A 19,295-nucleotide genomic window follows, 5' to 3' on the forward strand; every position below is an offset into this window, starting at 1 on the left:
GAGGCGGCCGCCGCGCATGCGCGGCGGCCGGCAGGTCAACGAATGGGGAGCGGGGCGGATCGTGCGGTCAATCGCGCGCGCGGCGCATCAGCCCCGTGCAGATCAGCGCGAACGCGCCGAGCCCGACGAGGTAGGCGATCACGTAATGCGGCTGGCCGCCGCCCGTCTTCAGCAGCGACGTGGCGATCATCGGCGCGAAGCCGCCGCCCAGCACGCCCGCGAGCTGCACCGACAGCGAGATCCCGCTGTAGCGGATCTCCGCCGGGAACTGCTTGGCGAACAGCAGCGACTCCGGCGCATACAGGATCGGGAACACGACGCCGAGGCCGAGCACGATCGCCCACCACGCGATCGACGTCTGCCGCGTGCCGAGCATCATGAAGAATGGCGCGACGAACGCGCACATCAGCACCAGGCCGATCGCGAACATCCGGCGCTGGCCGATGCGGTCGCTCAGGTGGCCGCACAGCGGCATCGTCACGAGCGACAGCGCGGCGCCCGCCGTGATCGCCTCCAGCATCGCGGCCTTCGGCAGATGCAGCTGCTGCGTTGCATACGCGAGCGCGAACGTGACGACCATGTAGAACCACGTGTTCTCGGCGGCGCGCGCGCCGACGATCGTCAGCACTTCGCGCGGATGCCGGCGGATCGCTTCGAGCACCGGCGACTTCACCGCCTTGCCCTGGCGCTTCATCTTCTCGAAGTCCGGCGATTCCGGCACCTTCGCGCGGATGAACGCGCCGAGGCCGACCAGCGCGATGCTCGCGAGGAACGGAATGCGCCAGCCCCACGACAGCATGTCCGCGTCGGGCAGCGCCGCCACCGCGGTCATCGCGAGCGACGACAGGATCAGGCCGAGGCCGACCCCCGTCTGCGGCAGGCTGCCGAACAGCCCCTTGCGGCCCGCGGGCGCATGCTCGACCGCCATCAGCACCGCGCCGCCCCATTCGCCGCCGACCGCCATCCCCTGCAGGAAGCGCATCGCGATCAGCAGCGCGGCCGCCCAGTAGCCGATGCTGTCGTACGACGGGATCAGCCCGATGACCATGCTCGGCACGCCCATCAGCAGCAGCGTGACCATCAGCATCGACTTGCGGCCGATGCGGTCGCCGAAGTGGCCGAACACGATGCCGCCCATCGGCCGGCCGATGAAGCCGACCGCGAACGTGCCGAATGCGGCGAGCGTGCCGACGACGGGATCGAGCGACGGGAAGAAGATGCGGTTGAAGACCAGCGCGGCGGCGGTGCCGTACAGGAAGAAGTCGTACCACTCGATCGTCGTGCCGGTCATGCTGGCCCAGCCGGCCAGCAGGTGGTCCTTCGCGGTTCGGGTGGGCGCGGGCGCGGCAAGCTCCGCGTGCTCGTCAAGGGTGGATCGGGTCTGCATGGCGTCTCCATCGTTATTTGCCCGCGGCTCGTGGTCCGCAGGTCACGGTCGAGTATAGTTATGCGCAGAATCCTGTAGTACCGACAAAGAAACCGGTTGGATGTGCAAATCTGCATATCGACGGCCGGCCCGGAGACCCTCCCACCTGAACCCCGCCCGCCGATGCGACACCACCCCGAGCCGGTATCCGGCAACCTGAACTGGGACGACCTGCGGTTTTTCCTGGAAGTGGCGCGCACGCAGCGCGCGAGCGGCGCCGCGAAGCGGCTCGGCGTCGACTACACGACCGTCGCCCGGCGCATCCGCGCGCTGGAGGAGGCGATGGGCACGCTGCTGTTCGACAAGTCGCGCTCCGGCGGTTTCGTGCTGACCGCCGAAGGGCAGCGGCTCGTCGCGTATGCGGATGCGATGGAGACGACCGTGCAGTCGGCCTGCGACCAGGTCGCCAATACCGGGCATGCGCTGTCGGGGCATGTGCGGATCGGGTCGACGGAAGGCTTCGGGTGCTTTTTTCTTGCGCCGCAGCTTGCGCAGTTTCGCGCCGCGCATCCGCATGTGACGGTCGACCTGCTGCCGGTGCCGCACTTCGTCAGCCTGACGAAGCGCGAGGCCGATCTTGCGATCACGCTCGAGCGGCCTGAGCGCGGGCCTTACGTGTGCACGAAGCTGTGCGATTACCAGTTGCGGCTTTATGCGACGCGGGCGTATCTGACGAGTCATCCGCCGATTGCGGGCGTGGGCGATCTGGCCGCGCACACGTTCATCAGCTACGTCGACGATCTCGCGTTCAGCAGCGAGCTGCTGTATCTGGAACGCGCGGTGCCCGGGGCGACGGCGGGGCTGCGCACGACGAGCGTGATCGCGCAGTATTTCGCGGCGCTGCAGGGCGGGGGGCTGGCGATCCTGCCTTGCTTCATCGCCGCGCAGCAGCCGGCGCTCGTGCCGGTGCTGGCGGACGAGGTGGTCGTGACGCGGTGCTTCTGGCTGACTTGCCGGGAGGATTTGCGGAAGTTGCGGCGGGTGACGGCGCTGTGGGATTACCTGCGCGCGGCGGCCGAGCTCAATCGCGCGTTGCTGATGGGGGAGTCGGCGCAGTTGCGCTTCGTCGGCGATCCGCCGTGACGCGGTGCCGGGCGGCCGGCGCGGCGCATGCCCGCGCGCGACGGCGCAGCGTCGGGAAACGGTTCCACAGGCAGGCGCCATGGGCGTGCGCGCGCGTGAATCGTCGGATAAATCGGGGCGCCGTTGGGGCCGCGTGGATTGACTGAGCGTAAGCCCCGATGCGAGCGAGAGTACTGTTTTGTATGGATTGGTGTTAAATGTAAGGGCGTGCGCGCTCGGGGCGGGCACGAAAGGGGACGCACCGCGGGGCCTGTCGACGCGGGGCGATAAAGAGTGCACATAAAACCAACGAATCGGGCGCAATAGCCCGGTCGAACTGACGGCAGCATTCATATTGAATACCGAACCGCAAAGTTCTCGCTACAGCGCCGGGCTCGCAGCGGAAGTGCTCGCGTCCGAGCAGAGCGTGCTGCGGCTGATCACGCGCAACACGCCGCTGCCCGAGTTGCTCCTCGAGGTATGCCGGCGTGCCGAGGCGTTGCTCGGCGACGGGGCGGCCTGCTCGATCCTGCTGCTCGATGCGGATCGCATCCACATGCACGTCGGCGCGGCGCCGTCGCTGCCTGAACAGTACAGCGCCGCGATCGAAGGCCTGCCGATCGGGCCGGCCGTCGGTTCGTGCGGCACGGCGATGTACGAACGCCGGATGGTCGCGGTCGAGGACATCGCAACGGACCCCCTGTGGGACGCCTACAAGGGCCTCGCGCTGCCGCTCGGCCTGCGCGCGTGCTGGTCGGTGCCGTTCCAGGACGAAACGGGCGCGGTGCTCGGCGCGTTCGCGGTCTACCATCGCGCGCCGCGCCGGCCGACCGACGAGGAAACGGCGCTGCTGCGCGACATCAGCAGCAGCGTCGGGCTCGCGGTGCACCAGGACCGGATCGCCCGGCAGCTTGCGCGCAGCGAAGAACATCACCGGCTCGTCGTCAACAGCCTGAACGAGGGCATCCTCGTCGTGTCGCGCGACGGCACCGTGACCGCGAGCAACCCGAGCGCGCACCGGATGCTGCGCGTGCAGGGCGATCTGGTCGGGCGCCGGCTGTCGACGGTGATTCTCTACAAGGTGCACGAGGACGGCACGCCGATCCCGCCGGACGACTGGCCGAGCCGGCGCGCGCTCGTCACGGGCGCCTCGCAGCTCGACTATGCGGCGGGCTTCGGGCTCGCGGACGGCGACATGATCTGGGTCAGCGGCAACGCGGTGCCGATCGTGAAGCCGGGCGACGCACAGGCCGGCTCGGTGCTGCTCTCGTTCAACGACGTGGGCCCGGTGCGCGAAGCGCAGCAGAAGCTGCGCTACCTCGCGACGCGCGACGCGCTGACTGGCCTCTACAACCGCCGCTGGCTCGCGGATCGAATGCGCGACCTGTTCGGCGTGCACGACGGCGCCGCCGAAGCCGCGCGCATCGCGATCCTGTTCATCGATCTCGACGGCTTCAAGAAGGTCAACGACACGTCCGGCCATGATGCGGGCGACGCATTGCTGCGCAGCGTCGCGTCGCGGCTCGCGGGCTGCGTCGGCGAACGGCACGCATTGACGCGCGTCGGCGGCGACGAGTTCGTGATCCTGGTCGACGACTACGACGCGCCGGACGATCTCGCCGCGCTCGCGCGACAGGTGATCGACGCGATCGCGCGGCCATTCGACGTGGCGAACAACGAGTACTACCTCGGCGTGTCGATCGGCATCAGCCTCGCGCCGCGCGACGGCGACGACGCGGCAACGCTGATGCGCAACGCGGATTCCGCGATGTACGACGCGAAGCAGCGCGGGCGCAACACCTTCACGTTCTTCACCGCGCAACTGAACCAGCGGCTGCAGCGCCGTTTCGCGATCGAGCAGTCGCTGCGCCGCGCGCTCGCGTCGAACGCATTGCGGCTCGCGTACCAGCCCGTCGTCGACGGCCGCAGCGGGCGCACGGTCGGCGCGGAGGCGCTGCTGCGCTGGACCAGCGCGGAGCTCGGGCCGCTGTCGCCGGCGGAGTTCATCCCGGTTGCCGAGGACACGGGCCTGATCGTCGCGATCGGGCAATGGGTGCTCGAAACCGCGTGCCGCCAGGCGGCCGAATGGCGCCGCACGATCGCGCCGGACCTGATGATGGCCGTCAACCTGTCGCCGCGGCAGTTCCACGATGGGCTCGTCGAATCGGTCGACCGCTGCCTCGCGCAGGCGGGGCTCGACCCGTCCGCGCTGGAGCTGGAGATCACCGAAGGGCTGCTGATGTACGACACCGACACGGTGCTGCCGATGCTCCGGGCGCTCGCGGACATGAACGTGCGGATCTCGGTCGACGACTTCGGCACCGGCTATTCGTCGCTGTCCTACCTGAAGCGCTTTCCGCTGCACAACCTGAAGGTCGACCGCTCGTTCGTGTCGGGCGTGCCGGAACACCGGGATGCGGTCGCGATCACGCAGGCCGTGGTCGCGATGGCGCATTCGCTCGGGATGAAGGTCACGGCCGAAGGCGTCGAGACCGAAGCGCAGTCGTCGTTCCTGCGGCAGATCGGCTGCGACAAGCAGCAGGGCTACCTGTTCAGCCGGCCGCTCGAGCCGGCCGAATACGCGCGCCGGCTCGTCGCGCCGTAAGCCGCGCGAAGCCGCGCGCGGCGCGCTCCGGCGTCAGGCGGGCGGCGTGCCCCCGTGCGCGCCGCCTTGCTCCGCCGGCGCGGCCACGTCGATCGCGACGCGGTTCTTGCCATCGCGCTTCGCACGGTACAGCGCGCGGTCCGCGGCCTCGAGCAGCGAGGTCGTCGGCGCATCGATCGTCGGCACGATGCTCGCGCCGCCGATGCTGATCGTCACGTAGCGGCCGGTCGACGACTGCTCGTGCAGCAGCTTCAGCGCCTCGATCGCGAGGCGAATTTTCTCGGCGAGCAGGCGCAGGCCGCCCGGCGACGTGCCGGGCAGCACGACCGCGAATTCCTCGCCGCCGAAGCGCGCCGCGAGATCGCCCGCCCGGCCGAGGCAGCGCTCGACGGTGGCGGCGATCTGCTTGAGCACGTCGTCGCCGGACACGTGGCCGTAGGTGTCGTTGTACAGCTTGAAGTTGTCGACGTCGATCATCAGCAGCGACAGCACCGCGTGCTCGCGCGCGCCGCGCCGCCATTCGGCGCTCAGGTACTCGTCGAGATAGCGCCGGTTCGACAGGCCGGTCAGGCCGTCCGAGTGCGTGAGGCGGCGCAGTTCGAGGTTCGCCTGCAGGAGCTGCTGCTGCGACTGCCGCAGCGCGCGGTACGCTTCGTCGCGCTGCAGCTGGTTCACGTACGAGCGCGAGTGGTAGCGGATGCGCGCGACCAGCTCGATGCGGTCCGGCAGCTTCACGAGATAGTCGTTCGCGCCGGCGGTGAACGCCGCGCTCTTGATCTCCGGCTCGTCCTTCGTCGACAGCACGATGATCGGCACGTCGCGGGTCGCCGGATTCGCGCGGTACGCCTTCACGAGGCTCAACCCGTCGGTGCCAGGCATCACGAGGTCCTGCAGGATCACGGTCGGCCGCGTGTCGATCGCGACGGCCAGTGCGTCGTCCGAGCGCGGGCAGTAGTGGAAGTCGATCCCTTCCTCGTCGACGAGTGCGCGCCGGATCGCCTCGGCAACGATCGTCTGGTCGTCGACGAGCAGCACCATCGCCGGGGTGTCGGCGGTCGGCGTGCGCGGCCCGCGCGCGCTGTCGAGCGCCGCATGCGAGCCGCCGGGCGGGCGGGTGAAGTCACTGGTCATGATCGATGCCGGATTGCGCGATGGCTGAGGGAGTGTGGCGGCGTTTCATCGGGATCGGATCCGCGCGAACGCGGCCGGTCGGCCGGCGCTCGCGCCTGCATGCCGGCGCGGCGCGCCAACGGTTGCGCGCGAGACCGCCGAACGCAGCGGCAGGCGGGCCGCGCAGCGCGCCATTATCGCGCCGGATGCGGGAACGTGCCGGATGCCCGCGCAGGCACGACGCGATGTCGCACGCGGGTCGGGGTTGCCGGCCGACGCGCCGCCTCGGCGGCGCGGCTCGGGTCAATGGCTGCGCGCGTAGCCCTGTATCAGCGCCCGCATCATTCCTTCGACGGTCGCGTCGCGCAGGTCGTCTTCCTGCTCGACGTCCTCGACGAGCGCGGCATAGGCGGTGGCGAGCGTCACGCGGTCGACTTCGTGGCGCTGTTCCATCAGCGTCACCATGCCGTCCTTCGCCAGATGGGCGGAGAACGCGCGGCTGCCGATGGTCTCGTATACGTCAATCATGGCGGCTCTCCCATACGTTGCGTATGCTTTCCAGTCTAGGGCATGTTCGCGCTAATAACGGGCCAGCCCCACGAACGAACTTTTCCAAACAGGGAACGAGCCTTTGCGCGCGCAGGGCGTCGTCGTTCGTCGTTGCAATAGCTACTACGGCTATCGCGCCCTCTCTTTTTGCCCGGCGGGCGCAAAGGCTCGTTCGCAAGCCCGTTATCAGCGTGAACATGCCCTGGTCGCCGCACCGGTGCCGCGCCACGCGGCCCGGCGTGCGCCCGTGCCGGCGCGACGCGCCGCGCACCGGCGCCATGCGGCCGCCGCAGCCTGCCGACGGCGCGCCGCCGCCGCGTGCCGGCACGCTTCAACGTTTACCCGAAGCCGCAAATCATCGACTTTTTATCGATAAATTCTCGTGTTAGATTTTGCCGCCTGAACCCGGTCGAAACCGGGCCTGCGGCGTGCCGGGACGGCGCCGCGCATCCAACGGAAGGAGCGGCAATGCTGGTGCTGATTGGGGTGCCGATCGTCGTGATCGGTTTCGCGCTGCGCTTCAACGCGCTGCTGGTCGTGACGATCGCCGGGCTCGCGACGGGGCTGGCGGGCGGGATGGACATCGTCGGCATCGTGAGCGCGTTCGGCAAGGCGTTCGCCGAGAACCGCTACATGGGCCTCATCTGGCTGACGCTGCCGGTGATCGCGCTGCTCGAGCGCAACGGACTGAAGGAGCAGGCGAAGCGGATGATCTCGCGCGTGCACGCGGCGACGACCGGGCGCGTGCTGATGCTGTACTTCGTGCTGCGCCAGGTGAGCGCCGCGCTCGGCCTCACGTCGCTCGGCGGCCACGCGCAGATGGTGCGGCCGCTGATCGCGCCGATGGCCGAGGCCGCGGCGGTCGGCCGCCACGGCGAGCTGCCGGAGTCGGTGCGCCAGCAGATCCGCGCGCACGCCTCGGCGGCCGACAACGTCGCCGTGTTCTTCGGCGAAGACATCTTCATCGCGATCCAGTCGATCCTGCTGATCAAGGGCTTTCTCGAACAGAACGGCATCTCGATCGAGCCGCTGCAGCTGTCGGTGTGGGCGATTCCGACCGCGCTCGCCGCGCTGCTGATCCATTGCGCGCGGCTCGCGCTGCTCGACCGGCGGCTGTCGCGCGGCTTCGGCGCGTTCGCGCGGGAGGGCGCGGGATGATCGGTCTCGAACCGCTGTACTCGGTGGCCGGCGCGATGTTCGCCGCGTTCGCGTGCTTCAACCTGATGGATCGCACGAACCCGCGCCGCGTCGTCAATTTCGCGTTCTGGGCCATCTATGCGCTGACGTTCCTGTTCGGCGCGCTGCTGCCGCACTTCGTGACGGGCTGTCTCGCGATCGCGCTGGCGCTGATCGCCGGCTCGGGCAAGCTCGGCCGCGGCAAGTCCGACGAAGCCGGCGAGGCGGCGGCCGCGCGGCGCGCGGCGAACGCGCTGCGCTTCGGCAACCGGCTGTTCCTGCCCGCGCTGCTGATTCCCGTCGTCACGCTGATCGGCACGTTCGTGCTCAGGCTCGTGCCGTTCGTCGAACCGAAGAGCGTGACGCTGATTTCGCTCGTGCTCGGCACGCTCGTCGCGTTCGCCGTCGCGCTCGCGATGCTGCGCGATTCGCCCGTTCATGCGCTGAAAGAGGCGCGTCACACGATGGACGCCGTCGGCTGGGCCGCGATCCTGCCGCAGATGCTCGCGGCGCTCGGCGCGCTGTTCGCGCTCGCGGGCGTCGGCGGCGTGGTGTCGGGGCTCGTGCGCGACTGGGTGCCGGTCGATTCGCCGTTCGCGGTCGTTGCCGCATACACGGTCGGGATGGCGCTGTTCACGATGATCATGGGCAACGGGTTCGCGGCGTTCCCGGTGATGACGGCCGGCATCGGCCTGCCGCTGATCGTCCATCAATTTCACGGCAACCCGGCGATCCTCGGGGCGATCGGGATGCTGAGCGGCTTCTGCGGTACGCTGGCGACGCCGATGCCCGCGAGCTTCGACATCGTGCCGGCCGCGCTGCTGGAACTGAAGGACAAGAACGGCGTGATCAAGGCGCAGTGGCCGACCGCCGTGCTGCTGCTGGCCGTCAATACGCTGCTGATGTACGCGTTCGTATTCCGCTACTGACGAGACCCCATGACCGACCGACTGACTGCCGAGCTGGCCGCGAAATTCGCGTCGCTCGCGCTCGCGCACCTGACGCGCGAATATCCGAACCGGCTCACGCACTCGCTCGCCGGCCCGCAGGACGTGCAGGGGCCGCGCGCGCTGCATCCGATCTTCTACGGCAGCTACGACTGGCATTCGTGCGTGCACGGCTACTGGCTCGTGCTGCATCTGCTCGAACGCTACCCGACGCTGCCGGAGGCGGAGCGCATCGTCGCCGTCGTCGACGCGCATTTCACCGACGCGCACGTCGCGGGCGAGCGCGCGTATCTCGCGCTGCCGCATAACGGCGGCTTCGAGCGGCCGTACGGCTGGGCGTGGCTGCTCGCGCTCGCCGCGCAGCTCGAGCGGCTCGCGCTGAAGGGCGCGCTGCCGCAGGCCGCGCGCTGGGCGAAGGCGTTCGCGCCGCTGACCGATGCGTTCGTCGCGCGCTTCGAGGTGTTCCTGCCGAAGGCGACCTATCCGGTGCGCGTCGGCACGCATTTCAACACCGCGTTCGCGCTGGCGCTGACGCTCGAGTTCGCGCGCGACACGCAGCGCGACGGGCTTGCGGCGCTGATTGCCGACACCGCGAAGCGCTGGCATCTGAACGACGCCGCGTGCCAGGCGTGGGAGCCGTCCGGTGACGATTTCCTGTCGCCCGCGCTGATGGAGGCGGAGCTGATGCGGCGGGTGCTCGCGCCGGCGGAATTCGATGCCTGGTTCGCGCGCTTCCTGCCCGATCTCGCGCGCGGCGAGCCGGCGACGCTGTTCTTGCCGGCGACGGTGAGCGACCGCAGCGACGGCAAGATCGCGCATCTCGACGGCTTGAACCTGAGCCGCGCGTGGTGCCAGCGCGCGCTCGCGAACGCGCTGCCGGACGGCGATGCGCGCCGCGCGCGCTTGCTCGACGCGGCCGACCGGCACCTGGGCAGCGCGCTCGCGCATGTCACCGGCGACTACATGGGCGAGCACTGGCTCGCGACGTTCGCGACGCTCGCGCTGGAGGCGTGACGCGCGAGACCTCGCTGACGGCAAGGTCATGAGCGGCGGCCATACTCGCTGCTCGGGCCGTTTCTCGTTTCGCGCAAAGCGGCCATCCGCCAGTTCGCTGCATCGTCATGGACAAGCCGGCTGCGCGTGCAGGCGGCGGACGCGGTTCGGGGCAATCCTGAGCGTCAATTCGAATGCGTATGATTCGCATTTGCGTCCGCAATTCCAGGAATTGTCGCCAAATATGTAAATAGTCGATTGGTTTTTGTACTAGATCGATTGACTCGCTCGTGCACGATAGCGAGCGTCTTTGCACCGGGCGCAACACCACTTTCCATCCGCGCTTTCGCCCGGCGCGGAGGGGACTCGATACACTTTCGCCTCGATTTGACGAGGCCCGGTCACGCGGCCGTGAGAAATGGAGACAGGATGGATACGAACGGCGCGGCGGTAGTCACGTACCGCGGAAATGCGATCGAGAACACGCACGCGGCGCACGTCGCGGTGGTGGATGCGCAAGGCAGGCTGCTGTACCGGCTGGGCGACCCGTTCCGGATGACGCTCGCGCGCTCGGCGGCCAAGCCGGCGCAGGCGTTGTCCGTGCTCGAGACGGGCGGCCCCGACAGGTTCGGCTTCGACGAAGCGGACCTGGCGCTGATGTGCGCGTCGCACAGCAGCGAGGACCGCCACGTCGAGCGAACCCGCGCGATGCTGGCCAAGGTGCACGCGCAGGAATCGGACCTGCGGTGCGGCGGGCATGCGCCGCTGTCGGATGCGGTGCTGCGCTCATGGATCAGGCGCGATTACACCCCGACCGGGGTGTGCAGCAACTGCTCGGGCAAGCATGTCGGCATGCTGGCCGGCGCGCAGGCGATCGGCGCGGCGATCGCGGATTACCATCTGCCCGACCATCCGATGCAGGTGCGGGTGAAGCGCGCCGTCGCCGAAGCATGCGGGTTGCGCGACGATGAGGTCGAGTGGGCGATCGACGGCTGCAACCTGCCCACGCCGGCGTTTCCGCTCGACCGGCTCGCGCGTCTCTACGCGTCGCTCGCCGACAGCGCGGATGCGGTCGAAGCCGGCAGCGTCGCGACCACCGATCGCGTGCGCGCGCTCGCGCGCATCCATCGGGCGATGACGGCGCATCCGGAGCTGGTCGCCGGAGATGGCCGCTACTGCACGGTGCTGATGAACGCGTTCGAAGGGCAGGTGGTCGGCAAGCTCGGCGCGGATGCGTGCTACGGGCTCGGCGTGCGCGCCTGCGCACGCACGCGCGAACTCGGCGCGCAGGGCGCGCTCGGCATCTCGGTCAAGATCGAGGACGGCAACATCGACGTGCTGTACATGGTCGTCAGCGAGCTCCTGGAGCGGCTGCGGATCGGCACGGCGGCGCAGCGCGAGCAACTGGCGGCGTTCCATCGTCCGCCGATGCCGAACACGCAGGGCGTCGAGACCGGTCACGCGCGCTTCCCGTTCGAGCTGCAACCGGCCTGACGCGAACCGCCGCGCCGGGCGCGGAAAGCGCTCGGCCGCTGCACACGCCGTGGAGCCCGGTATCCGAACGGACCATGGCGATGTCGCTGCCGCTGACCCTGACGCGCGCATGCCCGGCGCGACGCCGGCCATGCGATTGCACGGCCGCCGCCGCGCCGGTTACGCGAGCGCGTCGCGAATCTTCATCAGCTCGACCTCCGACAGCTCGCCGATGTGCGCGAGATGTTCGGCCAGAAAGTCCTTCAGCACGCGCAGCTTCGCCGAGCTGCGCCGGTTTGCCAGATACGCCATGTAGATGAAGTCGCCGGTCAGCTTGTTCTGCAGCCGATAGCGGGGCAGGACGACCTCGAGCTGGCCGCTCGCCAGCAGATCACGCACCAGCCAGATCTCGAACTCCGCGATGCCGAGTCCCGCACGGGTGGCGTCGAGCAGCAGCTCCGAGTGGTCCGAGACCAGGTTCCCCGCCGGCAGGATGCTGTGCCGCGCGTCTGCGTCGACCAGCTCCCAGCGCGGGTCGCCTTCGGGGTGGACGTAGCGCAGGCAATTGTGCTGCTGCAGATCCTGCGGCGTCGCCGGACGCCCGCAGCGATCGAGATAGGCGGGCGACGCGCACAGGATGCTGTCGTTGCGCGACAGCCGCTGCACGACCAGGTTGTCGAGGTAGTTCTCGCCTTCGTGGATGTCGAGGTCGAAACCGCCGGCGACCAGGTCGTTGTGGTTGTCGGTCAGCCGGACGTCGAGCTGGATCGTCGGGTACTGCGCGAGAAACGGCGCGATCAGCGGCGCGAGATGGCGCCGGCCGAACGCGACCGGCGCGGTGAGCTTGAGCGGGCCGCTGGGCCGCGCATTCAGCTCGGCGACGACGCGCAGCGTGTCGTCGAGATCCGCGATCAGCGTGACGGCCCGTTCGTGGTAGATGCTGCCGGCTTCCGTCAGCGTCACGCTGTGCGTGGAGCGGTGCAGCAGCGGCACGCCGAGTGCCTCTTCGATCGCCGACACCTTGCGCGCGACGGTGGACGTCGACACGCGCATCTCCTTCGCGACCGCGGAAAAACTCCCCGTTTCGACCACCCGCACGAATGCGCGCATCGCGCCGAGGTGATCGATGCCGGTGTCTCTCGCCATGGTGTTCATCCGTCTCCTGCTGTTGCGTTCCACGCAAAACCGCTTTCGATAATACAGAAACGAGCATCACTCTGCAAAGGCATAGAATGCGATCCCGCGCGTCGGACAGCGGTGCACGCCGCCGTTTTCGGCAGCGCAACGAGACAACAGGAGGGACACCATGACGGAACGCGGCTTTCGCGTCGAAGCGGATCTATTAGGGCAGCGAAACGTGCCCGACTCGGCGTACTACGGCGTCCATACGCTTCGCGCGAAAGAGAACTTCGACATTTCCGGCCGCAGCATCGCGTCGTTTCCCTACCTGATCATCGCGCTGGCGGCCGTGAAGGAAGCGGCCGCCGACGCCAACTGCGAACTCGGGCTGCTGCCGCAGGCGTACCGCGACGCGATCGCCGCGGCGTGCGTCGAGATCCGCGAAGGCCACCTGCACGACCAGTTCGTCGTCGACATCATCCAGGGCGGCGCGGGCACGTCGACCAACATGAATGCGAACGAGGTGATCTGCAACCGGGCGCTGGAAATCATGGGGCACGCGCGCGGCGAGTATGACTATCTGCACCCGAACGAGCACGTCAATCTCGCGCAGAGCACGAACGACGTCTATCCGACCGCGCTGCGGATCGCGACGTGCTTCGCGATCGAGCATCTGCTCGAGGCGATGGCGCACCTGCGCGACGCGTTCGACGAGAAGGCCGACGCATTCGCCGGGCTCCTGAAGCTCGGGCGCACGCAGTTGCAGGACGCCGTGCCGATGACGCTCGGCCAGGAGTTCTCCACCTATGCGGTGATGCTGACGGAGGACATCGCGCGCCTGCAGGAGGCGGGCGCGCTGATTCGCGAGATCAATCTCGGCGCGACGGCGATCGGCACCGGGATCACCGCGCATCCGGACTATGCGGCCAAGGCGCTCGCGGCGCTGCGGCGCATCACCGGCGTCGACCTGAGCACCGCGCCGAACCTCATCGAGGCGACGCAGGACTGCGGCGCGTTCGTGCAGATCTCCGGCGTGCTCAAGCGGATCGCGGTCAAGCTGTCGAAGACCTGCAACGACCTGCGGCTGCTGTCGAGCGGGCCGCGCGCCGGGCTCGGCGAGATCAACCTGCCGCCGATGCAGGCCGGCTCGTCGATCATGCCCGGCAAGGTGAATCCGGTCATCCCGGAAGTCGTCAACCAGGTGGCGTTCGAAGTGTTCGGCAACGACCTGACCGTGACCTTCGCCGCCGAAGCCGGCCAGCTTCAGCTCAACGCGTTCGAGCCGGTGATCGCGAGCGCGCTGTTCCGCAGCTTCGGCCACCTGACGGCGGCCTGCATGACGCTCGCCGACAAGTGCGTGAAGGGCATCACCGCGAACCCCGAGCGGCTGCGCGAAACCCTGGAGCGCTCGGTGGCGCTCGCGACCGCACTCAATCCGTACCTCGGCTACAAGCGCGCCACTGCCGTCGCCAAGGAGGCGCACGAGAGCGGCAAGTCGATTCGCGAGGTCGTGCTGGAACACCGGCTGATGACCGATGCGCAACTCGACGACGCGCTGCAACCCGAAGCGCTGATCCGCCCGCGCGCTTACTGATTTCGGCCACGCGGCGCCGGCGCCTGCCGCCGGCCGCCCGCGCGCCGTTCCCGCGGCGCCGCGTCGGCGGCGCGACACATCAAGAAACGGAGACACACCATGAAGCACGTCAGCGAGCGCGCGCCGGCCAAGACCGGCGGCGCGCAACCCCGCGATGCCGAGCGCGACGCGATGTTCGCGTCGCACGAGGCCGGCTATGAACAGAAGCTCAAGCCGCGCCACGTGCAGATGATCGCGATGGGCGGCGCGATCGGGACCGGGCTGTTCCTCGGCGCCGGCGGCCGCCTGCAGCACGCGGGGCCCGCGCTGGCGCTCGTCTATCTCGTCTGCGGGATCTTTGCATTCCTGATCATGCGCGCGCTCGGCGAGCTCGTGATGCATCGCCCGACCAGCGGCAGCTTCGTGTCCTACGCGCGGGAATTCATGGGCGAGCGGGCGTCGTTCGTCGCGGGCTGGATGTACTACCTGAACTGGGCGACCACCGGCATCGTCGACATCACGGCGGTCGCGATCTACATGAAGTACTGGGCGGTGTTCTCGGACGTGCCGCAATGGGTGTTCGCGCTCGGCGCGCTCGCGATCGTGTCGACGGTGAACATGATCGGCGTGAAGATGTTCGGCGAAATGGAGTTCTGGTTCTCGCTCGTCAAGGTCGGGACGCTCGCGCTGTTCCTCGCGGTCGGCGCGGTGTTTCTCGCGAGCGGCCATCCGGTCGCCGGGCAGATGCCGGGCCTGCATCTGGTCGCCGATCACGGCGGGATCTTTCCGCACGGGCTCCTGCCGGCGGTGCTGATCGTGCAGGGCGTCGTGTTCGCGTACGCGAGCATCGAGCTCGTCGGGGTCGCGGCGGGCGAGACCGCCGATGCGCGCAAGGTGCTGCCGAAGGCGATCAACAGCGTGATGTGGCGCATCGCGCTGTTCTACGTGGGCTCGGTCGTGCTGCTGGTCACGCTGCTGCCGTGGTCCGCCTACAGCGCGCACGAAAGCCCGTTCGTGACCTTCTTCGGCAAGCTCGGCGTGCCTTACGTCAGCACCGTGATGAACGTCGTGGTGCTCACGGCCGCGATGTCGAGCCTGAACTCCGGGCTCTATTCGATGGGGCGCGTGCTGCGCGCGATGGCGATGGGCGGGTCCGCGCCCCGGTTCGTTTCCAGGATGAGCGCGCGCGGCGTGCCTTACGGCGGCATCCTGTTTACGGTCGCGATCAACGCGATCGGCGTGCCGCTGAACTACATCGTGCCGGCGCAGGCGTTCGAGATCGTGCTGAACATGGCGTCGCTCGGCATCATCGCGACGTGGGGCTTCATCGTGGTGTGCCAGATCCTGTTCCGCCGCAAGGTCCGGCGCGGCGAGCTGAGCGACGTTCCGTTCCGGATGCCCGGCGCGCCGTTCACGTCCTGGCTCACGCTCGCGTTCCTGCTCGCGGTGCTGGTCCTGATGGCGTTCGACTATCCGGGCGGCACCTGGACCATCGCGATGATTCCGGTCGTCGCGCTCGCGCTGACGGTCGGCTGGCGTCTGGCGAAGCGCGGCTCGGCGCGCGATGCCGCTGCTGCGGCCGCGGCCCAGGCTGCCTCGCCGATCGCCGCCGATCCCGCGGGCAGCGTCTGACGATGCCGGCCGCGCGCGCCGGCGCCCGGCCGGCCCACCGCGCTCAGTTCAAGCCGAACCGCGCACCGATCCATTGGCTGAAATCGGCCGCCATCTGCGCGGTGAGTTCGTGGCCGGCGTCGTAGCGCCACGTGTCGTGCGCGACGCCGAGCGCCGTCAGCTTCGCGTCGGCCGTGTCGGCCCATGCGAGCGGCAGCTTGTCGTCGAAGCGGCCGTGCATCACCAGCGCGTGCAGCGGCTTCAACGCGTCGCGCGGTGCGATCAGCGGATCGATTTCCGGCAGGATGCGCCCGCACAGCACCGCGAACGCGGCGACGTCGGCCGGCGACGTGAGCGCGACGCTCGCGCTCATGATGCCGCCCTGGCTGAAGCCGGCGATCGCGACGGGCAACGCGGCGGCTTGCTGCGCGGCGTCGCGCGCGCGTAGCGCGCGCAGCAGCGCGATCAGCTTCAGGCGGCTCGCATCGGCGCGGGCCGCGTCGATTTCCGGGCCGTTCGGGCCGAAGCGCACCGGAAACCATGCATGCTGGCCTGGCCCGAACGCCAGCGGCGCGCGCAGGAACGCGATTTCGATGCGCGGGTCGATCGTATCGGCCAGGTTCAGCAGATTGGTTTCGTTGCCGCCGACGCCGTGCAGCAGCAACAGGCGGCCCGCCGGGCGGCCGACGGCCGCGCGCAGCCGGTAGTGGAGGCCCGATTCGGGGTCGGTGGTCAGCTGGGCAACGTCGGTCATCGCGTGGGTCCGGTAGCGAAACGATCCGACAGTCTATGCCGCGCAGCCGGCAGAGTGAACCGCCGGATGGTGATTGATCCTTTCCCGACAGGAATGAATGCCGTCCGGCATCGCGGCCGGCGCTGCGTCGCGCGTATTGCGAATCAGCCACCGGAAAACTGCCGCCAAATGTCCGGCCGGCAGCCAGCCGACCTCGACGATTTGCAGGCGTTCTGCCGGAATCGACACCATTTCAATCGCCGGATTACGAATGGAAAGCGCATATCCGAATTCGTCCGTCGCCGCGCTGAAAGGAGATGGCGAACCCTTGCCGGACAACGATTAACGGCCGATTCCGTCGGAACTTTAGGAATTCGGCTGCGCAATTAATCATTGCAATTTCATCAACGATCCATTGATTTCCGGTCATCGGACCGTCATACACCATCCCCGATAATTCGCCGCTCATATTCTTTCAATAGACCAGAGGGCGATTGAAGCCGGATCGCTACGGGGAACTGTACACATGACCATTCGTCATCGCATCACGTTGCTTGTCGTCCTGACCTTTCTCGCGTTGTCGGCGATCGGCGCCTATGCCGTCTACCAGACGCGCAAGAGCGCGTCCGAGGTCCGGCAGGTGACGCAGGGCATCGTGCCGAGCGCGCTCGCGTCGGCGGACGTCGTGTCCGACGTGAAGAACATTCAGATCGCGACGATGACGCTGATCTACGCGCCGGACGCCAACACCGCCGCGCAGGCGCGCGACGAGCTGAAGGTGAAGGAGGCGGCGCTGCGCGCGGCGCTCGACGTGCAGGCGAAGTCGGCCGCGAGCCATGCGCAGGAAGGTCTCGTCGCGCAGGCGAAGGACAGCGCCGCCAACTATTTCGCGGCGATCGACGACACCGTGAAGATGAAGGCCGACGGCAAGGCCGAGATGGCGCAGGCCTACCTGTTCGCGAACGTCGCGCAATATCGCGACGAGCTCGAAGGCATCGTCGAGACGCTGCGCGTCGAGAAGAACCGCCAGAAGGACGACGCGATCAGCGCGCTGAACGGGATGCTGGCGACGACGGCCACCGCGATCGCCGGCGTGGCCGGCACGGTGATCGTGCTGCTGACCGCGCTCGGCTTCGTGCTGTACCGCCAGATCACGCGCCCGCTCAGCCGGATGCAGACGATGATGAGCGAGATCGCGACGAGCCAGGATTTCACGCGCCGCGTGCCGGTTGGCCGGATGGACGAGATCGGCCACTCGATCGTCGCGTTCAACGGGATGATCGAGAAGATCCAGGAGAATTCCGCGCAGCTCAAGCAGAAGACCGCCGACATCCAGGCGATGCTGCAGAACATGCAGCAGGGCATCCTGACCGTCGTCGACGGCGGCGTCGTGCATGCCGAATACTCGGCGTACCTCGAGACGATCTTCGAAACGCAGGAGATCGCGGGCCGCGACCTGATGGCGCTCGTGTTCGACGATTCGAACCTCGGCCCGGACGCGCGCTCGCAGGTCGAGGCGGCCGTGCATGCGTGCCTCGGCGAGGACAGCATGAACTTCGAATTCAACGAGCACCTGCTCGTCAACGAGGTCGCGAAGCGCATGCCGGACGGCCGCGACAAGTGGCTCGACCTGAGCTGGTCGGCGATCACCGACGAGACCGATACGATCGCGCGCCTGATGCTGTGCGTGCGCGACGTGACCGAGCTGCGCGAGCTGACCGCGCAGGCCGGCGAGCAGCAGCGCCGCCTGGAGATGATCGGCGAGATCCTGTCGATCAGCCAGGACAAGTTCCACCAGTTCGTGAACAGCGCGAAGGGCTTCCTCAGCGAGAACGAACGGATGATCCGCCAGCACGAGCGCGCGGATCACTCGATCGTCGCGGCGCTGTTCCGCAACATGCACACGATCAAGGGCAACGCGCGCACGTACAGCCTGCAGCACCTGACGAACATCGTCCACGAGGCGGAGCAGGCCTACGACACGCTGCGCCGCGCGGACGCGGGCCCCGAGTGGAACCGCGATGCGCTGATGGACGATCTCGCGCGCGTGCGCGATGCGGTCGAGCACTATGCGACGATCAACGAAGTCACGCTTGGCCGCAGCGGCGAGCCGGCGCAGCGTGCGAGCGAGGACTACCTGATGGTCGAGCGCGCGCACATCAGCGAGAGCCTGCGCGTGCTCGACGGCGTCGATCCCGCGAACGCCGCCGACTGGCGTGCCGCGCGCGATGCGGTGCGCCGCATGTTGAGCCTGCTCGGCACCGAGAGCGTCGGCGATGCGCTCGGCGGCGTGCTGGAATCCCTGCCGTCGCTGGCGGCGGAGCTCGGCAAGGCGTCGCCCGTCGTGCGGATCGACAGTCACGGCTATCGCGTGCGCAGCGAGATCGGCGGCACGCTGAAGAACGTGTTCATGCACCTGCTGCGCAACGCGATCGACCACGGCATCGAGTCGCCTGACGAGCGTCGCGCTGCGGGCAAGCCGGCCGCCGGCACGATCGACATCGCGGTTGCCGCCGACGGCGACGCGCTGCGCTTCGTGCTGCGCGACGACGGCCGCGGCCTCGCGCTCGACCGGATTCGCGGCATCGCGCGCGAGCGCGGCTGGATCGACGCCGGCAACGAAGCGGCGATGACCGATGAAGCGGTGGCCGAGCTGATTTTCCGGCCGGGCTTCTCGACGGCGCGCGAGGTGACCGAGGTGTCGGGGCGTGGCGTCGGCATGGACGCGGTGCGCAGCTTCCTGAAGCGCGAGGGCGGCGATATCGCGCTGCGCTTCGCCGACGATCGCGCCGGCGCGTCGTATCGCGCGTTCCGCACGATCGTGTCGCTGCCGGCGCGTTTCGCGGCCGAGGGCGACGGCCGGGACGTCGAGGCGCACGCGCGCGCCGGCATCGCGAACGTCGACGCAGCGGAGTGAA

At 68.6% G+C, this 19,295-nt stretch carries 15 protein-coding genes; 9 read left to right on the top strand and 6 right to left on the bottom strand.

The window, feature by feature from the left end:
* Positions 1-67: 67 nt before the first annotated feature.
* On the bottom strand, positions 68-1,387 hold the full coding sequence (locus tag WJ35_RS23160) for an MFS transporter (RefSeq protein ID WP_060234038.1): 1,320 nt from the start codon (positions 1,385-1,387) through the stop codon (positions 68-70).
* A 162-nt stretch (positions 1,388-1,549) separates the two neighbouring features.
* On the opposite strand from WJ35_RS23160, the gene WJ35_RS23165 reads away from it, so the two are divergent.
* Entirely contained in the window at positions 1,550-2,509 is a 960-nt protein-coding gene (locus WJ35_RS23165; RefSeq protein ID WP_069240084.1) for a LysR family transcriptional regulator, read from the top strand.
* Between the two features lie 334 nt (positions 2,510-2,843).
* The gene (locus WJ35_RS23170) at positions 2,844-5,093 is read left to right on the top strand and encodes a putative bifunctional diguanylate cyclase/phosphodiesterase (RefSeq protein WP_069240085.1); all 2,250 of its coding nucleotides are present in this window, start codon (positions 2,844-2,846) and stop codon (positions 5,091-5,093) included.
* A gap of 33 nt (positions 5,094-5,126) precedes the next feature.
* Here the strand turns inward: WJ35_RS23170 and WJ35_RS23175 are convergent, their stop codons facing one another.
* Positions 5,127-6,224 (bottom strand): diguanylate cyclase, encoded by a 1,098-nt coding sequence (locus WJ35_RS23175; protein WP_069240086.1) that lies wholly within the window; start codon positions 6,222-6,224, stop codon positions 5,127-5,129.
* Positions 6,225-6,506: 282 nt separating this feature from the next.
* A complete protein-coding gene (locus WJ35_RS23180; protein ID WP_010089051.1) occupies positions 6,507-6,731 on the bottom strand; it encodes a hypothetical protein in 225 nt (74 codons plus the stop codon).
* A gap of 489 nt (positions 6,732-7,220) precedes the next feature.
* On the opposite strand from WJ35_RS23180, the gene WJ35_RS23185 reads away from it, so the two are divergent.
* The 4 genes from WJ35_RS23185 to WJ35_RS23200 all read left to right on the top strand — a co-directional run bounded on the left by WJ35_RS23185 (position 7,221) and on the right by WJ35_RS23200 (position 11,362).
* On the top strand, positions 7,221-7,910 hold the full coding sequence (locus WJ35_RS23185; protein WP_059461141.1) for a DUF969 domain-containing protein: 690 nt from the start codon (positions 7,221-7,223) through the stop codon (positions 7,908-7,910).
* Entirely contained in the window at positions 7,907-8,857 is a 951-nt protein-coding gene (locus tag WJ35_RS23190) for a DUF979 domain-containing protein (RefSeq protein ID WP_069240087.1), read from the top strand. The genes WJ35_RS23185 and WJ35_RS23190 overlap by 4 nt, the downstream gene beginning before the upstream one ends.
* Positions 8,858-8,866: 9 nt before the next feature.
* Positions 8,867-9,889 (top strand): DUF2891 domain-containing protein, encoded by a 1,023-nt coding sequence (locus WJ35_RS23195; RefSeq protein ID WP_069240088.1) that lies wholly within the window; start codon positions 8,867-8,869, stop codon positions 9,887-9,889.
* Positions 9,890-10,297: 408 nt separating this feature from the next.
* A complete protein-coding gene (locus tag WJ35_RS23200) occupies positions 10,298-11,362 on the top strand; it encodes an asparaginase (RefSeq protein WP_069240089.1) in 1,065 nt (354 codons plus the stop codon).
* 159 nt (positions 11,363-11,521) lie between these two features.
* Here WJ35_RS23200 and WJ35_RS23205 read toward each other — a convergent pair whose 3' ends face one another.
* Entirely contained in the window at positions 11,522-12,496 is a 975-nt protein-coding gene (locus WJ35_RS23205; protein ID WP_069240090.1) for a LysR family transcriptional regulator, read from the bottom strand.
* Positions 12,497-12,647: 151 nt separating this feature from the next.
* On the opposite strand from WJ35_RS23205, the gene aspA reads away from it, so the two are divergent.
* Both aspA and WJ35_RS23215 read left to right on the top strand, forming a co-directional pair.
* Positions 12,648-14,054, top strand: a complete 1,407-nt coding sequence (aspA, locus tag WJ35_RS23210) for an aspartate ammonia-lyase (protein ID WP_069240091.1) — start codon at positions 12,648-12,650, stop codon at positions 14,052-14,054.
* Positions 14,055-14,153: 99 nt separating this feature from the next.
* Positions 14,154-15,665 (top strand): amino acid permease, encoded by a 1,512-nt coding sequence (locus WJ35_RS23215; RefSeq protein WP_069240092.1) that lies wholly within the window; start codon positions 14,154-14,156, stop codon positions 15,663-15,665.
* A gap of 43 nt (positions 15,666-15,708) precedes the next feature.
* On the opposite strand, the gene WJ35_RS23220 is transcribed toward WJ35_RS23215, so the two are convergent.
* Together WJ35_RS23220 and WJ35_RS23225 are read right to left on the bottom strand one after the other, a co-directional pair.
* Positions 15,709-16,398 carry an alpha/beta hydrolase gene (locus WJ35_RS23220; RefSeq protein WP_046427308.1) on the bottom strand — a complete coding sequence of 230 codons (690 nt, stop codon included), beginning with the start codon at positions 16,396-16,398 and terminating at the stop codon, positions 15,709-15,711.
* A gap of 33 nt (positions 16,399-16,431) precedes the next feature.
* The gene (locus WJ35_RS23225) at positions 16,432-16,716 is read right to left on the bottom strand and encodes a hypothetical protein (protein ID WP_124259929.1); all 285 of its coding nucleotides are present in this window, start codon (positions 16,714-16,716) and stop codon (positions 16,432-16,434) included.
* 187 nt (positions 16,717-16,903) lie between these two features.
* Between WJ35_RS23225 and WJ35_RS23230 the strand changes: the two genes are divergently transcribed.
* Complete coding sequence (locus WJ35_RS23230; RefSeq protein WP_069240093.1) at positions 16,904-19,294, top strand: ATP-binding protein; 2,391 nt, start codon at positions 16,904-16,906, stop codon at positions 19,292-19,294.
* The last annotated feature ends 1 nt before the right edge of the window (position 19,295 follow it).

The sequence above is a fragment of the Burkholderia ubonensis genome (assembly GCF_001718695.1).
Taxonomy (GTDB): domain Bacteria; phylum Pseudomonadota; class Gammaproteobacteria; order Burkholderiales; family Burkholderiaceae; genus Burkholderia; species Burkholderia ubonensis_B.

What these genes read in the sequence shown, in the direction of transcription:
- WJ35_RS23160 (WP_060234038.1), bottom strand. Translation starts at nt 1,387, where the DNA reads ATGCAGACCCGATCCACCCTTGACGAGCACGCGGAGCTTGCCGCGCCC.
- WJ35_RS23230 (WP_069240093.1), top strand. Translation starts at nt 16,904, where the DNA reads ATGACCATTCGTCATCGCATCACGTTGCTTGTCGTCCTGACCTTTCTC.
- WJ35_RS23165 (WP_069240084.1), top strand. Translation starts at nt 1,550, where the DNA reads ATGCGACACCACCCCGAGCCGGTATCCGGCAACCTGAACTGGGACGAC.
- WJ35_RS23200 (WP_069240089.1), top strand. Translation starts at nt 10,298, where the DNA reads ATGGATACGAACGGCGCGGCGGTAGTCACGTACCGCGGAAATGCGATC.
- WJ35_RS23220 (WP_046427308.1), bottom strand. Translation starts at nt 16,398, where the DNA reads ATGACCGACGTTGCCCAGCTGACCACCGACCCCGAATCGGGCCTCCAC.
- WJ35_RS23215 (WP_069240092.1), top strand. Translation starts at nt 14,154, where the DNA reads ATGAAGCACGTCAGCGAGCGCGCGCCGGCCAAGACCGGCGGCGCGCAA.
- WJ35_RS23180 (WP_010089051.1), bottom strand. Translation starts at nt 6,731, where the DNA reads ATGATTGACGTATACGAGACCATCGGCAGCCGCGCGTTCTCCGCCCAT.
- WJ35_RS23185 (WP_059461141.1), top strand. Translation starts at nt 7,221, where the DNA reads ATGCTGGTGCTGATTGGGGTGCCGATCGTCGTGATCGGTTTCGCGCTG.
- aspA (WP_069240091.1), top strand. Translation starts at nt 12,648, where the DNA reads ATGACGGAACGCGGCTTTCGCGTCGAAGCGGATCTATTAGGGCAGCGA.
- WJ35_RS23205 (WP_069240090.1), bottom strand. Translation starts at nt 12,496, where the DNA reads ATGAACACCATGGCGAGAGACACCGGCATCGATCACCTCGGCGCGATG.
- WJ35_RS23175 (WP_069240086.1), bottom strand. Translation starts at nt 6,224, where the DNA reads ATGACCAGTGACTTCACCCGCCCGCCCGGCGGCTCGCATGCGGCGCTC.
- WJ35_RS23195 (WP_069240088.1), top strand. Translation starts at nt 8,867, where the DNA reads ATGACCGACCGACTGACTGCCGAGCTGGCCGCGAAATTCGCGTCGCTC.
- WJ35_RS23190 (WP_069240087.1), top strand. Translation starts at nt 7,907, where the DNA reads ATGATCGGTCTCGAACCGCTGTACTCGGTGGCCGGCGCGATGTTCGCC.